Here is a 17,319-nt window from a genome sequence, read left to right on the forward strand (position 1 = left end):
TAAGTACTGTTAATTTGTCTTAAAACGCAAAGAAAGAAATTTTTATTATGGAAATATAACAATTCGTAAATAAAAATATATTTTTTACAAACCTACGCCTGTCTGGAAATCTCCCATTACAGAAAATATGTAAAAAATGTTAAAGTTTGGGAGGCAAATATAAAACATATAAGATTATAATCAAATAAGATGTTTGAAATATTTCTTTTTTAATTGAAAATAATACCAATTCATTGGCTAGTAAGCTAACAGTTAAAGAACTATTCTGAACGATCAGAAAATAAGCTGTGATAAGGATAATTGAAAAACTCGTAGTTAGGAAGGAGAATGAATTAAAAATCCCAATAAAAGACGTTAGCACTACTGATATTCAGCGAAATCTTCCAGAAAACGAATATCCGATACCATATAACTAATCAAAAAATTCATTACTTTCGCAAATTGATTTTACAAAGCGATAAAAATGAGTACAAAATTTACTGAATACAAAGGACTTGACTTGCCAACAGTGGCATCTGAAGTGCTTGATTTTTGGAAAAAACAAGAGATATTTGAAAAGAGTGTAACCACACGAGAAGGTAACAGCCCTTATGTGTTTTTTGAAGGTCCACCTTCAGCAAACGGATTGCCGGGTATTCACCACGTAATGGCACGCGCGATTAAGGATATTTTCTGTCGCTATAAGACTCAAAAAGGGTTTCAGGTAAAAAGAAAAGCAGGCTGGGATACGCACGGACTGCCTGTAGAATTGGGTACTGAAAAAGAATTAGGAATTACTAAAGAAGATATCGGAAAGACAATTTCTATTGAAGAATATAACGAAGCCTGTAAAAAAACGGTTATGCGTTATACTGATGTATGGAATGACCTGACCGAAAAAATGGGCTATTGGGTAGACATGCAGGATCCGTATGTGACCTATAAGTCAAAATATATGGAAACTGTCTGGTGGCTGTTGAAGCAGATTTATGATAAAGGTTTGCTTTATAAAGGTTATACTATCCAGCCTTACTCTCCAAAAGCAGGAACAGGATTGAGTTCGCATGAAGTCAACCAGCCGGGAGCTTACCGTGATGTGACTGATACTACCATCGTAGCGCAGTTCAAAGCTCTTTCGGAAACGTTGCCTTCTTTTTTGAAAGGACTTGGTGATATCCACTTTTTAGCATGGACAACTACACCTTGGACATTGCCATCTAATACGGCGCTTACAGTAGGGCCAAAAATTGATTATGTTCTGGTAAAGACATTTAACCAATATACATTTGAGCCGGTAAACGTTATTTTGGCAAAGAACTTGGTCGGAAAACAATTTGGTAAAGGATATTTTGAAAGTACAGAAGAAGCTGATTTTGATAAAGTGAAAAACGGCGACAAGCAGTTACCTTATAAAATAGTAGCCGAGACTTTAGGTGCTGACTTGGTAGGTATCCGTTATGAACAACTATTGCCTTTTGTTTTACCATATCAGAATCCTGAAAATGCTTTTAGAGTAATTTCAGGCGATTTTGTTACTACAGAAGACGGTACCGGAATCGTGCATACGGCTCCTACATTTGGTGCTGATGACGCCAAAGTAGCAAAAGAAGCAACACCAGAAGTACCGCCTATGTTGGTTTTGGATGAAAATGGTATGCCGGTTCCATTGGTAGACCTGCAAGGGAAATTCACCTCACATATGGGTGAGTTTGCAGGGAAATATGTAAAAAACGAATATTATAATGCAGGTGAGGCTCCTGAGAAATCAGTAGATGTGGAAATTGCAATTCGTTTAAAAGAAGAAAACAAAGCCTTTAAGGTTGAAAAATATGTACACAGTTATCCGCATAGCTGGAGAACAGACGAACCATTGTTGTATTATCCGTTAGATTCCTGGTTTATCAAGGTTACGGATATAAAAGACAGAATGTTTGACCTGAATGAAACCATTAACTGGAAGCCTAAATCTACCGGAGAAGGCCGTTTTGGGAACTGGTTGAAAAACGCCAATGACTGGAACCTATCTCGTTCAAGATACTGGGGAATTCCGTTGCCAATTTGGAGGACTGAAGACAAAAGAGAAGAAGTAATTATTGGTTCTGTTGAAGAACTATATAACGCTATTGAAAAGTCGATTGAAGCCGGCTTCCAAAAAGAAAATCCGTTTAAAGGATTTGAAATCGGAAATATGTCGGAAACCAACTATGATTTGGTAGACCTTCATAAGAATGTTGTAGATGAAATTGTATTGGTTTCACCTTCTGGAAAACCGATGAAACGCGAAAGTGACCTGATTGACGTATGGTTTGATTCGGGAGCAATGCCTTATGCACAATGGCACTATCCTTTTGAAAACAAAGATAAGATTGACGGAAATAAAGACTTCCCGGCTGACTTTATCGCTGAAGGAGTAGACCAGACACGCGGTTGGTTCTATACGCTCCACGCTATAGCTGCTTTGGTTTTTGATAAAGTAGCTTATAAAAATGTAGTTTCAAACGGTTTGGTGTTGGACAAAAACGGACAAAAAATGTCCAAGCGTTTGGGTAATGCTGTTGATCCGTTTACGACACTTGCAGAATATGGAGCTGATGCCACGCGCTGGTATATGATTTCAAATGCCAATCCGTGGGATAACTTAAAATTTGATATCGAAGGAGTTGCCGAAGTACGTCGTAAATTCTTCGGAACCTTATATAATACGTATTCGTTCTTTGCTTTATATGCAAATATCGACGGTTTCTCTTATTCGGAAGCCGAAGTACCATTGCAGGAAAGACCGGAAATTGATCGTTGGATATTATCAGAGCTGAATACTCTTATCAAAAATGTTGACAGTTATTATGCTGACTATGAGCCAACAAAAGCGGCAAGAGCTATTTCTGACTTCGTTCAGGAGAATCTAAGTAACTGGTACGTTCGTTTGTGCAGAAGAAGATTCTGGAAAGGCGAATATGCGCAAGACAAAGTTGCTGCATATCAAACACTTTATACCTGTCTTCTGACGGTTGCTAAACTAAGTGCTCCTATCGCTCCGTTCTTTATGGACAGGCTTTACAGAGATTTAACACAGGCAACACATAAGGAAACATTCGATAGCGTACATTTGGCCGATTTTCCGGAATATGCTGATAACTTTGTTGATAAGTCGTTGGAAAGCAGAATGGAGAAAGCGCAGACGATTTCGTCATTAGTATTGTCGCTACGTAAAAAAGAGATGATAAAAGTGCGTCAACCGCTGCAAAAGGTAATGATTCCGGTACTTGACGCCAAGCAAAAAGCAGAGATTGAAGCTGTATCTGACTTGATAAAAGCGGAGGTAAATGTAAAAGAAATTGAGCTGTTAGATGATGCTTCAGGTGTATTGGTGAAGCAAATCAAGCCTAATTTTAAGGCATTGGGGCCACGTTTTGGTAAGGATATGGGTCTGATTTCCAAAGAAATACAAAATTTCTCGCAGGAACAGATCAATGAATTGGACAAAAACGGTTCGCTAGATATTGTTATTTCAGGGAAAAGTATTAATTTAACCTCTGAAGATGTTGAGATTTCCTCTCAAGATATCGAGGGATGGTTGGTAGCAAACGCAAACGGAATTACAGTAGCTTTGGACATCACCATTTCAGAAGAATTGAGAAAAGAAGGAGTTGCAAGGGAATTGGTCAATCGTATTCAAAATATCAGGAAAGACTCAGGATTTGAAGTAACAGACAAAATCAAGGTACAAGTCCAGAAAGACGGAATTATTGAAGAAGCGTTACTAGCAAATCAAGACTATATCAAGGCTGAAACGCTGACAGAAGAGCTGATAATTCTGGATAAAGTAGAAAACGGTATAGAAATTGAGTTTGACGATATAAAAACAAGTATATTAATTTCAAAATAATATAATATGGTAGATGAAGTTGCAAGATACTCAGATGCTGATCTAGCAGAGTTCAAAGAAATTATTTTAAAGAAAATACAAAAAGCACAAGCAGACTTGGATTTGATCAAAAGCGCCTATATGAATGACCTTAACAATGGAACGGATGATACGTCACCTACATTTAAGGCATTCGAAGAAGGAAGCGAAACCATGTCAAAAGAAGCGAACTCTCAGTTGGCGATCCGTCAGGAAAAATTTATCCGTGATTTGAAAAATGCTCTTTTCAGAGTAGAAAACAAAACCTACGGTGTTTGCAAAGTGACAGGAAAACTAATCAGTAAAGAAAGGCTTAAAATCGTTCCTCATGCTACAATGAGTATCGAAGCCAAAAACCTGCAGCGATAGTTGCTTACTAATAACAAATAATAAAAACGCTCCTAATAAGGGAGCGTTTTTTTAATATTTAAAAGCGAAGTCAAAACGAACCCGTCGCAGCAAGTGATTTTATAAATAATATTTCTATTTTTGCGCAATAAAGTAAAGAAAATGTCATTAAAAAAAGCATATTTATTAGTTATCCTAATTCTTATCGTTGACCAGATATCCAAGATATATATTAAGACTAATTTTATCTATGGTGAAGACGGGCAGATAAACGTAGCCAGCTGGTTTAAGATTTTGTTGATTGAAAACGAAGGAATGGCTTGGGGAACCCAAATTCCCGGAGATTATGGAAAACTAATCCTGACGCTTTTTAGGCTTGTAGCCGTTACTGGAATTGGCTGGTGGCTTTGGGATTCTGTCAAAAAGCACAGTTCTAAATATTTAATCGTAGCCATTTCGCTTATTTTAGCTGGAGCTTTCGGAAATATTATCGATTCTGTTTTTTACGGAGTAATCTTTGACCATAGCATAGGCCAGACTGCTACACTTTTCTCCGATCAGCCTTATGGTACCTGGTTTCACGGAAAAGTAGTTGATATGCTCTATTTTCCAATCTGGGAAGGCAATTTGCCACAATGGCTGCCAATCTGGGGAGGCAAACACTTCACCTTTTTTAATGCTATTTTTAATATAGCTGATATGGCGATTTCTACCGGAGTAGGAATATTGATTGTCTTCAATAAAAAAGCATTTTCGGGATCTAATAAACGTTCAGAACTGGCTTAATTTTGTCCCGGAGCATATTTTTTAGCGCTCTTTTCTCCAGTTACTTTTTTAGCCTGTCCCGGAGGCAATGATTTTGTTTTGCTGGATTTGCTAGAAGTTCCGGTGCTGACGCTTGCACTACATCCTGACATTGAAAATACAAGGCAAAGCAAAAACAATCCAATAGATAGTTTAAAAGTAGTCTTCATCTTTTTTATTTAAAGATACGTTTTTTAGAATTTATAAATGTTATCCGGAGTTACGCAAAAATCCAACCTGACGTCATTTTCAAAGACATCGGTAATTTCTTCTTCTGCATCAAAAAAGGAAAGCCCGATTTTGAGTACGTCTTTTTTACACCCGGATAAGAAAAGATCATAAAATCCTTTTCCATAACCCACACGATGTCCTTTCGCGTCAAAAGCCAGTAATGGTACAAAAACCACATCAATTTTATCAGCCGGTACTTCAATTCCGTCAACAGGTTCCGGGATGTTATATTCGTTTTTTCGGAATTTAGTGTTGTCAGTCATTAAAAAATGGGTCATTTTTCGGGTCTCAAAATCTGATTTTGAAACCACAATTTCCTTGTCTTTTCCAGCCAGTACTTGAAGCAGGAATTCGGTATCGACTTCCTTATGTTCGCTGATAGGTAGAAAAATATGATAATATAATCTGTCCCAGATATCCATTCGGGCAATCTGATTGGCAATAGCAAGACTTCGCTCTTCCATGTCTTCTTGCGAAAGTCCGGCCCTTAAAGCCTTATATTTTGATCGTAATTCTTTCTTGTACATTTGTTTTGTTTTTCAATCCTGGTTTTCCAACGCTGTTGTAATATGAAAAATGGCATCGCCCTGATATACGATAGGAGCATCATTGACATTGATGATGTATCCGGAATTGGGAGACTTTACTTTATATTCCACTTTTCCGTAAGGATCTGAAATGGTAGCCAACACCTGACCTTTTTCTACATACGAGCCAATTGTTGTCAGACCATGAAACAGGCCAGATGCTTTGGCTCGAATCCAGGTTGATTTTTCAATATAAATAATCTTTTGATCGGCATCAGTAGCTTTTCTTTTAGGATTCAGCATCTCAAAATGATTGAGAAAGCGTTTTGTACCTTCAATACCATGCTCCGTAATCGATTCGTTAATGTCAAGCGATTTTCCGCCTTCAAACAACAGCATTTTTACGCCCAAACGATCACAGGAATTTCGGAACGAACCCGAAATATTTTTGGAATACAGGGCAAAAGGTGCATGAAAAACATCAGCTAGTGCTTTTAACTCATGATTGTTAGGGACGATGCGTATTTGTGGAGCATTAAATCGGCTGGCACCGCCGGCATGAAAATCAATACAATAATCAACATTCGGAATGATTTCCTTCAAAAGATAGTAAGCAAAGCGACTGGCCAACGAGCCATTTTTACTACCCGGAAAAACACGGTTCATATCGCGACCATCTGGAAATTCACGACTTCGGTTCAAAAAGCCAAAAACATTAATAACCGGAATACAGATAATAGTGCCTATTTTGGGCCTGTTGATTTTCTGTACAATGAGCTGCCGTACAATTTCAATTCCGTTAATCTCATCTCCATGAAGTCCTGCAGAAAATAAAACCGTAGGACCATCTATTTCCGAACGTTCAATAATTACGGGAATCTTCAGCTTTGTCATCGTATGGAGTTTCGCAATTTCCATATTCAGAGTTCGGCTTTCGCCCGGAAGAATAGTTTCGCCCAAAATGGTAAGGCTTTTATAGGATGGTTTCGCCATGTTGTATTTAAAAATATAAATGTATAAAAATTGAGTTTTGGAACGCTAAATATTTCCTAAAACCATTTAAAAATTGAAATAGGGTGCTTGCAATTCGGAATTTTTGAAACTAACTTTGTAAGATGCGAACTCCTCTTGAACTTCAGATTCAGACATTGCCCGATGGACCGGGTGTATACCAGTATTATGATAAGGATGATAAGATTCTGTATGTAGGAAAAGCAAAAAATCTTCGCAAGCGTGTCTCGTCCTATTTCAATAAGCTGCATGACAACGGAAAGACCAATGTTTTGGTTCGTAAAATCGTTTCCATCAGGCACATTGTCGTACCCACAGAAACGGATGCCCTGTTGCTTGAAAATAATCTGATAAAAAAACTCCAGCCACGATACAATGTCTTGTTGAAAGACGATAAGACCTATCCTTGGATTTGTATCAAGAAAGAGCCGTTTTCAAGGATATTCACCACTAGAAATATGATAAAGGACGGATCGGAGTATTTTGGTCCTTATACGAGCTTTAAAACGGTCCACACGCTTTTGGATCTTATTAAAGAACTTTATCCTTTGAGAACCTGCAATTATGATCTTTCGAGAGAAAATATTAATTCCGGAAAATACAAAGTCTGTCTGGAATACCACATCGGAAACTGCAAAGGACCATGCGAAGGATATCAATCTTTGGAAGAATATCAAGGAAATGTAGAAGCTGTTCGCGAAATACTAAAAGGAAACTTCAAGGAAAGCCTAAAAGACTTCAAGACGCTAATGAAAAATCTCGCTTCGGAAATGAAGTTTGAAGAAGCGCAAAAGATAAAAGACAAAATCGAAACCTTAGAGAATTACCAGTCACGATCTACGATTGTCAATCCAAGGATTTCAAATGTAGACGTGTTTTCTATTATTTCTGACGAAAGCATGGCGTATATCAACTTTTTGCAGATTTCACACGGAGCGATCATTCGTTCGCATACGATGGAATTGAAGAAAAAGCTGGACGAATCAGACGAAGAACTGCTGGAATTGGCTATTGTAGAAATGAGAGAGCGATTCAGATTGCTGTCAAAAGAAGTGATCGTGCCATTTGAAGTCGATTTGGGCGAAAACATTAAAGTAACCGTGCCGCAATTGGGCGATAAAAAGCAGATTTTGGAACTCTCAATCCGAAATGCGAAATTCTATCGTATGGATCAGTTGAAACAGCTACAAATTGTTGATCCGGACAGGCATACGAACAGAATCATGGCGCAGATGAAAAAGGACTTGCGTCTTTCTGTCGAACCAAGACATATTGAATGTTTTGATAATTCCAATATTCAGGGAACCAATCCTGTTGCTGCCTGCGTGGTATTCAAGGATGGCAAGCCAAGCAAAAAAGACTACCGCCATTTTAATATCAAGACGGTTGAGGGGCCAAACGATTTTGCTTCTATGGAAGAAGTCGTATACAGAAGATATAAAAGGCTGTTGGATGAAAATCAACCTTTGCCGCAGCTCATTATCATCGACGGAGGAAAAGGACAGCTGTCTTCAGCATTGAAAAGTTTGGAAGATTTGGATTTACGGGGCAAAATAGCAATTATTGGTATTGCGAAGCGTTTGGAAGAACTGTTCTATCCGGGCGATTCGATTCCGCTGTATCTGGACAAGAAATCTGAAACGCTGAAAGTAATCCAACAGCTGAGAAACGAGGCGCACCGTTTTGGGATAACACACCATCGCGATAAAAGAAGCAAAGGCGCTTTGAAAACTTCGATAGAAACCATACCTGGAATTGGTGAAAAAACGATGGTTACTCTGATAAAACACTTCAAATCTGTTAAAAGATTGTCTCAGGCAACAGAAAAAGAAATTTCTGACGTTGTAGGTGTTTCAAAAGCCAAAAAAATTACCGACTTTTACAATTCCACCAAGTAACTTATCCTATGAAAAAAATAGCTCTTATACTTCTGCTGATGTTTTCTGTCTCGGTTGTATTTTCACAAGAGCAGAAAAAACCAAAAATAGGATTAGTCTTAAGCGGAGGTGGGGCAAAAGGACTTGCCCATATAGGAGTTTTAAAAGTACTTGAAGAATCCGGAGTAGAGATTTCGTATATCGGAGGAACCAGTATGGGAGCAATTATTGGCGGACTCTATGCTTCAGGATATAGTGCAACACAAATCGACTCCATTTTTAAAACGACGGACTATGATGCCTTGATACAGGATTATATCCCAAGATCGACTAAAAACTTCTACGAAAAAAGGAATGACGAGCTATATGCACTGACCTTGCCTTTCAAAAAAATGAAAATCGGAATCCCGAGAGCCTTGTCAAAAGGGCTCTATAATTTTAATATGCTCAACAAATTGACACACAATGTGAGGCATATACGGGATTTTAACCAACTGCCAATTCCTTTTTTGTGTATTGCTACTGACATTGAAACCGGACAACAAGTGCTGCTAAATAAAGGTTCCCTGCCACAGGCGATGACAGCAAGTGCGGCTCTGCCATCCTTGTATATGCCTGTTGAAATTGACGGTAAATTGTTGGTAGATGGAGGTGTTACAAATAATTACCCAATTCTGGAAGTAAAAAATCTAGGAGCAGACATCATTATCGGTGTTGATGTCCAAGACGACCTGAAAGACAGAGATGCCCTAACGGATGCAACAAAAATTCTGGTTCAGATATCAAACATGCAGATGATCCAGAAAATGGATCGCAAAAGAAAAGCAACCGATATTTACATAAAACCGGACATTACGGCCTTTTCTGTTATTTCATTTTCTCAAGGTCAGCAGATTATCAAAACCGGAGAAGACGCGGCACGAAAAGTGATTGGCCAGATTCAAAAAATAGGAAATGCTGAAAAGCCGGTAAAACGAATGGTTCCTTTACTAAAAGACAGCCTGATTGTTAGTGAAATCAGGACGCCGCAACTTGAAAACTATACCCGTACCTATGTAATCGGAAAACTTGGGTTTGTGGCAGGCTCTAAAATAAGCTATGAAGATTTGGATAAAGGAATTAATACTTTGAGTGCAACCCAGAACTTTAGTGGTATTGGCTACTCATTTTCCAAATCGGCTTCCGGAAATGATGTATTAAACATGACTTTGGTAGAAAATCCGATCAAGACCTATCTGAAATTCGGACTGCATTATGATGGATTGTACAAAAGTGCCGTTTTATTGAATATAACTCAAAAAAAGCTCCTTTTGAAAAACGATATCGTTGCTTTAGATATCGGATTAGGAGATAATTTCAGGTATTATCTGGACTATTATATCGATAATGGGTTTTACTGGAGCTTTGGTGTCAAATCCAGATACAACACCTTTAATCGCAATGTGCTTACAGACTTTAATAATGGTGAGCTTCTAAGTTTGTACGGTTTAAGTTCCATAAATATCGATTATTCTGATTTTACCAATCAGGCCTATTTTCAAACGCTTTTTGCACAAAAGTTTCTCATTGGAGCCGGGGCAGAATACAAGCATTTGAAAATTAAGACAAAAACATTTGAAGCCACAGATCCCGTATTGGAAAACAGCGATTACCTAAGCCTTATTGCTTATTTGAAATACGATTCTTTTGACAAGAAATATTTTCCAAAAAATGGTTTCCTTTTTAGTGGCGATTTCCAATCGTTTTTGTATTCTTCGGACTATACCGGCCTGTATCAGAATTTTAGCATCCTGAAAGGTGAGATGGCCTTTTCGAAAACCTTTTTTAATAAATTTACGCTAAACCTTCAGTCAGAAGCCGGATTTACGGTAGGCGAACAGACAGTTCCGTTTTTTGATTTCGTACTGGGCGGTTATGGTTACAATATGATTAACAATTTCAGGCATTTCTATGGATATGATTTTGTAAGCCTTTCCGGGAATAGCTATATCAAGGGAGCTGTGGGCGTTGATTATGAAATATTCCGAAAAAACCATTTGAACTTTACGGCAAATTATGCCAATATCGGCTATAAGATTTTTAATACAAACGATTGGATCGAGCGGCCAAGATATTCAGGATATGCTTTTGGGTATGGCTTGGAAACAATTATCGGACCTGTAGAAATCAAGCATTCTTGGTCGCCGGAAACCAAAGACCACCACACTTGGTTTAGCCTAGGATTCTGGTTTTAAAGAATCTATTCCCAAAAAATTATATCTTCCGTTTATGTGTTAATTATTCCATAAAAAAACTATATTTGGAACCAATAAACACTAAACTAATCAAATATATGTCTATTTGGAGAAGAAAATCACTTACACAATTACTAGCAGAAGCATCGGAAGATGAAAAAGGCTTAAAGAAAACATTAACTGCACCAGGATTAGTAGCTCTGGGAATTGGAGCGATCATTGGAGCCGGATTATTTTCAATAACAGGCCTTGCTGCATCAATGAATGCAGGCCCAGCAATTACGATTTCTTTTTTAGTAGCAGCATTTGGATGCGTTTTTGCAGGTTTATGCTATGCTGAATTTTCTTCAATGATTCCGGTAGCCGGAAGTGCCTATACCTATTCATTTGCAACGATGGGAGAATTTGTAGCATGGATCATAGGTTGGGATTTGGTGTTGGAATATGCTGTAGGAGCCGCTACGGTTTCGATTAGCTGGTCCAGGTATCTCGGAAAATTTTTGAGCGGTTATGGAATCCATATAGACGATGCCTATATGCTTTCTCCCTTTGAAGGAGGAATAATAAATGTTCCCGCTGTATTGATTGTTATGATAATGTCATTGGTATTGATGAGGGGAACCAAAGAGTCCGCTTTCGTAAATGGAATCATCGTACTCTTAAAAGTGAGTGTTGTATTGATTTTTATTGCTGTTGGATGGCAATACATCAGACCCGAAAACTATACTCCTTATATCCCGGAAAATAAAGGAACTTTTGGTGAATTTGGATTTTCAGGAATTATTAGGGCTGCCGCTATTGTGTTCTTTGCTTATATCGGTTTTGACGCCGTTTCTACTGCAGCACAAGAAGCTAAAAACCCAAAAAGAGACATGCCGATAGGGATATTATTGTCTTTGGCAATCTGTACTATTTTATATGTACTATTTGCCCATGTAATGACAGGAGTAGTGAATTACCAAGCCTTTGCTGGAAAAGATGGTATCGCGCCTGTTGCAATTGCAGTAGAAGCGATGGGACCTGCAGGAGCAGATGGAATGATTACTCCAGCCTATCCATGGCTTAACAATGCAATCCTTTTGGCGATTTTAGGAGGATATGCTTCGGTAATTTTAGTAATGCTTATGGGTCAGAGCCGTGTATTCTTTTCTATGAGTAAAGACGGGCTTATGCCAAAAGTATTCTCTGAAGTACATCCAAAATTCAGAACACCTGCAAAGAATAATTTCCTGTTCATGGTAATCGTAAGCCTTTTTGCTGCGTTTGTACCTGCCAGAGTTGTAGGAGAAATGACAAGTATCGGAACATTATTTGCCTTTATATTGGTTTGTATCGGAGTATTGATAATGCGTAAAAAAATGCCGGATGCACCAAGAGCATTTAAGACACCGCTGGTTCCGTTTGTGCCGATTGCAGGAGTCCTGGTTTGTTTGTTTATGATGGTGTTTTTACCGTTAGATACCTGGATTCGATTAATTGTTTGGATGATGATTGGTTTTGACCTTTATCTGTTTTACGGAATGAAAAACAGTATCCTGAATAAAGGAAACTTTAGCCTGGATAGCTTTAAAGTAGTAGCTGGTTCCGGATTTGGAATGGTTGTGGCTTTAGTAATAGTAGCAATTATTCACCATAGAGATCCAAATATTGATGACACTTTCTTATATTATTTCTCGTTAGTATTTGCGGCAATCCATGCCTTGATTTATGCTTATAGCTATAAAAAAAGCAGATAGTTTTTTTCTAAAATAAATAAAGGCATTACTGAAAAATTTTACAATCAGTAATGCCTTTTTCCTTTTTATAAATATTTCACAAGAAATAAGGTGAAAAAATTAATTTTTCCGATATTTGTGACTATGAATACAAGTTGGGACGGTTTATTGGCGCATCTGAAGTTTCTCATTAAGAGAAACCCGGAATGAGTTTTTGGATTCTATATCTGAAATCTAAATTCATAATTTATAAATCTAATAATTATGCCACTATATCATAAATTGGGGAATTTTCCCCAAAAGAGACATACGCAATTTGAAAAACCAAATGGCGGATTCTATTACGAGCAGCTTTTTGGTACAGAAGGTTTTCATGGACATTCTTCTCTGTTATACCATGTCCACAGGCCAACGCAAGTGAAAGAAATCAAGGCCTCTTATTCTGTTGAACCTAAAATTGCCATTGGTAAAAATATAAAGTCATTGCTGCTTAAAGGTTTCGAATTGAAGCCACAGGAAGATTTTCTGGATAGTAGAAAAGCAATGCTTGTCAATAAAGACTGTACGATAGGTCTTGCTGCTCCACAAAAATCATTACGCGACTATTTCTATAAAAATGCCGATGCTGATGAAATGATTTTCATCCACAGAGGAAAAGGAACCTTGCGTACTATGATGGGTAACATACCTTTTGAATACGGAGACTACCTGATTATTCCAAGAGGAATTATTTACCAGATCGATTTTGAAACTTCGGATAACCGTTTGTTCTACGTAGAATCTTTCGCACCTTTTTACACACCGAAACGATACAAGAACGAATCTGGCCAGCATTTGGAACATTCGCCATTCTGCGAAAGAGACTTCAAATTGCCGACAGAACTAGAAACCTATGACGAAAAAGGAGACTTCCTGATCAAGATCAAAAAAGAAGGAATGATGCATGAAGTAGTATATGCTACACATCCTTTTGACGTAGTAGGTTGGGACGGATATAACTTCCCTTACGGTTTCAGCATTCATAACTTTGAGCCAATAACCGGGCGAGTACATTTGCCGCCACCAATACACCAGACTTTTGAAACATCAACTTTCGTTGTTTGCTCTTTCTGTCCGAGACTTTATGATTACCACCCAAAATCAATTCCGGCTCCATACAATCACAGTAACATTGATAGCGATGAGGTGCTGTATTATGTTGACGGCGATTTTATGAGCAGAAACAATATCGAGCAAGGACATATCACGCTGCATCCAAAAGGAATTCCTCACGGTCCGGCACCAGGCGCAATGGAAAGAAGTATCGGGAAAACAGAAACCGAAGAATTGGCAGTTATGGTAGATACTTTCCGTCCGTTGATGGTAACCGAAGAAGCAATGGGATTGGACGACGGACAATACTATAAGTCTTGGGTAGAATAACAAAAAAATAAAACAAAAAAACAACTAACAATCTTGGCAGGATTTTAAATCCCGACAGGATTGAAAAAAACATACTAAAATGAGTAAAGAAGTAAAATCAGTAGAATACGGATTAGAAAAAATATTTGAAGGAGCACAAGATTTCCTTCCGCTATTAGGAACAGATTACGTAGAATTTTATGTGGGCAATGCAAAACAGGCTGCGCATTATTATAAAACGGCTTTCGGCTTTCAATCATTGGCCTATGCAGGTCTGGAAACAGGAGTTCGTGACAGAGCTTCTTATGTTTTGAAACAAGATAAGATCCGTTTGGTGTTGACTACGCCTCTAAATAGTGATTCTGTATTGAATGACCACTTAAGAAAACATGGCGATGGAGTGAAAGTTGCTGCTCTTTGGGTTGAAGATGCAAGAAGTGCTTTTGAAGAAACTACAAAAAGAGGTGCAAAGCCTTTCATGGAGCCAACGGTTGAAAAAGATGAATTTGGAGAAGTTGTCCGTGCCGGAATCTATACGTATGGTGAAACTGTCCACATGTTTGTAGAAAGAAAAAACTATAACGGAGTATTCTTGCCAGGCTATAAAGAATGGAAATCAGATTACAATCCAGAACCAACAGGTTTCAAATATATCGACCACATGGTTGGAAATGTGGGTTGGGGAGAAATGAATACCTGGGTGAAATGGTATGAAGACGTGATGGGATTCGTAAATTTCCTTTCGTTTGATGACAAGCAAATCAACACAGAGTATTCTGCTTTGATGAGTAAAGTAATGTCAAATGGTAACGGAAGAATCAAGTTCCCTATCAATGAACCTGCTGAAGGAAAGAAAAAATCACAGATTGAAGAATATTTGGAATTCTATGGCGGTCCTGGTATCCAGCACATCGCAATAGCAACTGACGATATCATCAAAACGGTTTCTCAATTAAAAGCTCGTGGTGTTGAATTTTTGTCAGCTCCACCAAAAGCGTATTATGAAGCAGTTCCGCAAAGACTGGGTGAGCACATGAATATGATGAAGGAAGACATGAACGAAATTGAAAAATTGGCTATCATGGTTGATGCTGATGAGGAAGGATACCTTTTACAGATTTTCACGAAGCCGGTTCAGGATCGTCCGACACTGTTTTTTGAAATCATTCAAAGAATGGGAGCTCGTGGATTTGGAGCAGGGAATTTCAAGGCTTTATTTGAATCTATCGAAAGAGAACAAGAAAAAAGAGGAACTTTATAAAATGGTATAATTTTCTGAGAATAATGCAAAATCAAACCTTTCAAAAAACTATTTTTTGCTAATATTGTGTTAAAGTTGATTTTTTAGTTGTAATACTGTAATTATTACATACCTTTGCACCCGCAAAAAGAGAGGGAGTGGTTTCCTTCGATTTTTATGTAAATTTTTCATAATTTATAGTTTTTTGGTTGGTTAATAGCATAAAAACTCAGTCATATTTTTGACTGGGTTTTTTTGTTTTAATACTTTTGGAATAGAAATTGTATTTAACAGTTGGGAAAAGACATATAAAATTGAATTATGAAAAAAATTATAATATTATTGTTGTTTGCAACTGCGAACCTACAGGCTCAGGATGATAAAGCTTTTGACGTTGGTGAATGGTTCAAATTCAGAATACATTATGGCTTGGTCAATGCAGGCTATGCCACACTTGAAATCAAGGAAGCTACCAAAAATGGGAAAAAAGTTTTCCATGCGGTAGGTAATGGCTATACTACAGGCATGACAAAGTTTTTCTTTAAGGTAAATGATGATTACCAAAGTTACTTTGACAAAAAAACCGGACAGCCTTATCAGTTTGTCAGAAAAATTAACGAAGGTGGCTACACAAAAAACCAAGAAGGTTTTTTTAATCAGTCAGCCAATAACGTACTCGTTAAAGACTACAAGAAAAATACGGAAAAAACCATTTCTGTACCTGAAAACGTTCAAGATATAGTTTCCTCATTCTATTTTTTAAGAAACCATCCTACAATCGACAAGCTCAAAGTGGGTGAGTCCATTGTTATTGATATGTTTTTTGACGACGAAACCACAAAGTTTAAGTTAAAATTTATGGGACGAGAAGTTTTAAAAACTAAATTTGGAAAAGTAAATACGATGATTTTTAGACCTTATGTTCAGGCAGGTCGCGTTTTTAAAGAAGAAGAAAGTTTAACAGTCTGGATTTCAGACGATGAAAATAGAATTCCAATGCGAATCAAGGCAAGCCTCGCTGTAGGTTCTCTAAAAGCCGATTTGGATGGATACAAAGGATTAATACATCCTTTCAAAATTATAGCAGATAAATAAAATGGAGATTACCCCCAATATAAAAGATCAGTTAGATCAACTAGAAAAAAAATTTCAGGCAATAAATCAGAAAACCGAAACCCATCTCGAAGGACTACTTTGGTCCAAACCGATAACCTATTGGGACTATATTCAGACGGATGCCTTATTAAATTTACAAATTCAAAGAACGACGTTACCCGATGAAATGGTGTTTATCATGTACCATCAGGTAAATGAGCTTTTGTTTAAGATGATTTTATGGGAAATGGAGCAGCTTTGCCATACTCCAAAGCCGGAAACTTCTTATTTTACTGAAAAACTAATGCGTATTAGCCGTTATTTTGATATGTTGACCACTTCATTCGACATCATGGGTGACGGAATGGAAATAGAGCAGTATATGAAATTTAGGAATACACTGACTCCGGCAAGCGGCTTCCAAAGTGCTCAATACAGACTGATTGAGTTTTGTTCTACGGATTTGATTAATCTGATTGACTACCGTTTCAGAAAAACAATTGACAGAAATACGCCTTATGAGCATGCTTTGGAACATCTTTATTGGCAGGCAGCCGGAAAAGATTATCATACGGGCGAAAAATCCTATCTGCTTAAAGAATTTGAGAGAAAATACAAGCCGCAGTTCTTAAGCTATATGGAAGAATACAACACCATAAATGTTTGGCAAAAATTCAAAGAATTGCCAGAAGAAGATCAAAAAAATGAAGAATTGATCAAAGCCATGCGACACTACGACCATACGGTCAATATTACATGGGTAATGCAACACTTGAATACGGCAAAAAAATATATTGACGGAAGCGGCAAAGGTGACGGAGAAGCCACCGGCGGAAGCGATTGGAAGAAATACATGCATCCAAAGTACCAAAGAAGGATATTTTTTCCAGAATTATGGTCTCCGGAAGAACTGGCATCTTGGGGAGAAGAAAAAAACGTCTAATAGATTAAAG

General features: G+C 37.7%; 13 protein-coding genes. 10 read left to right on the forward strand and 3 right to left on the reverse strand.

Annotated features, from left to right (window positions below; genetic code table 11):
* Window positions 1-463 precede the first annotated feature (463 nt).
* From ileS to ABH942_RS15795, 3 genes are all read left to right on the forward strand, one after another.
* The gene (gene ileS, locus ABH942_RS15785) at window positions 464-3,865 is read left to right on the forward strand and encodes an isoleucine--tRNA ligase (RefSeq protein ID WP_370033646.1); all 3,402 of its coding nucleotides are present in this window, start codon (window positions 464-466) and stop codon (window positions 3,863-3,865) included.
* Between the two features lie 6 nt (window positions 3,866-3,871).
* Window positions 3,872-4,252 carry a TraR/DksA C4-type zinc finger protein gene (locus ABH942_RS15790; RefSeq protein WP_056067507.1) on the forward strand — a complete coding sequence of 127 codons (381 nt, stop codon included), beginning with the start codon at window positions 3,872-3,874 and terminating at the stop codon, window positions 4,250-4,252.
* A gap of 141 nt (window positions 4,253-4,393) precedes the next feature.
* Complete coding sequence (locus ABH942_RS15795; protein WP_370033649.1) at window positions 4,394-5,017, forward strand: lipoprotein signal peptidase; 624 nt, start codon at window positions 4,394-4,396, stop codon at window positions 5,015-5,017.
* Here the strand turns inward: ABH942_RS15795 and ABH942_RS15800 are convergent.
* Genes ABH942_RS15800 through ABH942_RS15810 form a run of 3 tightly spaced genes read right to left on the reverse strand, consistent with a single transcriptional unit; the run spans window position 5,014 to window position 6,786 of the window.
* The gene (locus ABH942_RS15800; protein WP_370033651.1) at window positions 5,014-5,205 is read right to left on the reverse strand and encodes a hypothetical protein; all 192 of its coding nucleotides are present in this window, start codon (window positions 5,203-5,205) and stop codon (window positions 5,014-5,016) included. The genes ABH942_RS15795 and ABH942_RS15800 overlap by 4 nt on opposite strands.
* Before the next feature lie 24 nt (window positions 5,206-5,229).
* Window positions 5,230-5,793, reverse strand: coding sequence for a 5-formyltetrahydrofolate cyclo-ligase (locus ABH942_RS15805; protein ID WP_370033653.1), 564 nt, complete (start codon window positions 5,791-5,793; stop codon window positions 5,230-5,232).
* Between the two features lie 12 nt (window positions 5,794-5,805).
* Window positions 5,806-6,786, reverse strand: a complete 981-nt coding sequence (locus ABH942_RS15810) for a succinylglutamate desuccinylase/aspartoacylase family protein (protein ID WP_370033655.1) — start codon at window positions 6,784-6,786, stop codon at window positions 5,806-5,808.
* 122 nt (window positions 6,787-6,908) lie between these two features.
* Between ABH942_RS15810 and uvrC the strand changes: the two genes are divergently transcribed.
* The 7 genes from uvrC (at window position 6,909) to ABH942_RS15845 (ending at window position 17,309) form a co-directional block, all read left to right on the forward strand.
* Window positions 6,909-8,702, forward strand: coding sequence for an excinuclease ABC subunit UvrC (gene uvrC, locus ABH942_RS15815; protein WP_370033657.1), 1,794 nt, complete (start codon window positions 6,909-6,911; stop codon window positions 8,700-8,702).
* 8 nt (window positions 8,703-8,710) lie between these two features.
* On the forward strand, window positions 8,711-10,915 hold the full coding sequence (locus ABH942_RS15820; RefSeq protein WP_370033659.1) for a patatin-like phospholipase family protein: 2,205 nt from the start codon (window positions 8,711-8,713) through the stop codon (window positions 10,913-10,915).
* Window positions 10,916-11,013: 98 nt separating this feature from the next.
* Window positions 11,014-12,651, forward strand: coding sequence for an amino acid permease (locus ABH942_RS15825; protein ID WP_370033661.1), 1,638 nt, complete (start codon window positions 11,014-11,016; stop codon window positions 12,649-12,651).
* A gap of 243 nt (window positions 12,652-12,894) precedes the next feature.
* Window positions 12,895-14,052, forward strand: a complete 1,158-nt coding sequence (locus ABH942_RS15830; protein ID WP_370033663.1) for a homogentisate 1,2-dioxygenase — start codon at window positions 12,895-12,897, stop codon at window positions 14,050-14,052.
* Between the two features lie 79 nt (window positions 14,053-14,131).
* Entirely contained in the window at window positions 14,132-15,292 is a 1,161-nt protein-coding gene (gene hppD, locus ABH942_RS15835) for a 4-hydroxyphenylpyruvate dioxygenase (protein WP_370033665.1), read from the forward strand.
* Between the two features lie 300 nt (window positions 15,293-15,592).
* Window positions 15,593-16,366: a DUF3108 domain-containing protein gene (locus ABH942_RS15840; RefSeq protein WP_370033667.1), complete on the forward strand. Its 774-nt coding sequence runs from the start codon at window positions 15,593-15,595 to the stop codon at window positions 16,364-16,366.
* A gap of 1 nt (window position 16,367) precedes the next feature.
* Entirely contained in the window at window positions 16,368-17,309 is a 942-nt protein-coding gene (locus ABH942_RS15845) for a tryptophan 2,3-dioxygenase family protein (protein WP_370033669.1), read from the forward strand.
* Window positions 17,310-17,319: the final 10 nt, after the last annotated feature.

Origin of the sequence: Flavobacterium sp. 28YEA47A, from assembly GCF_041262125.1 — a bacterium.
Classification (GTDB): domain Bacteria; phylum Bacteroidota; class Bacteroidia; order Flavobacteriales; family Flavobacteriaceae; genus Flavobacterium.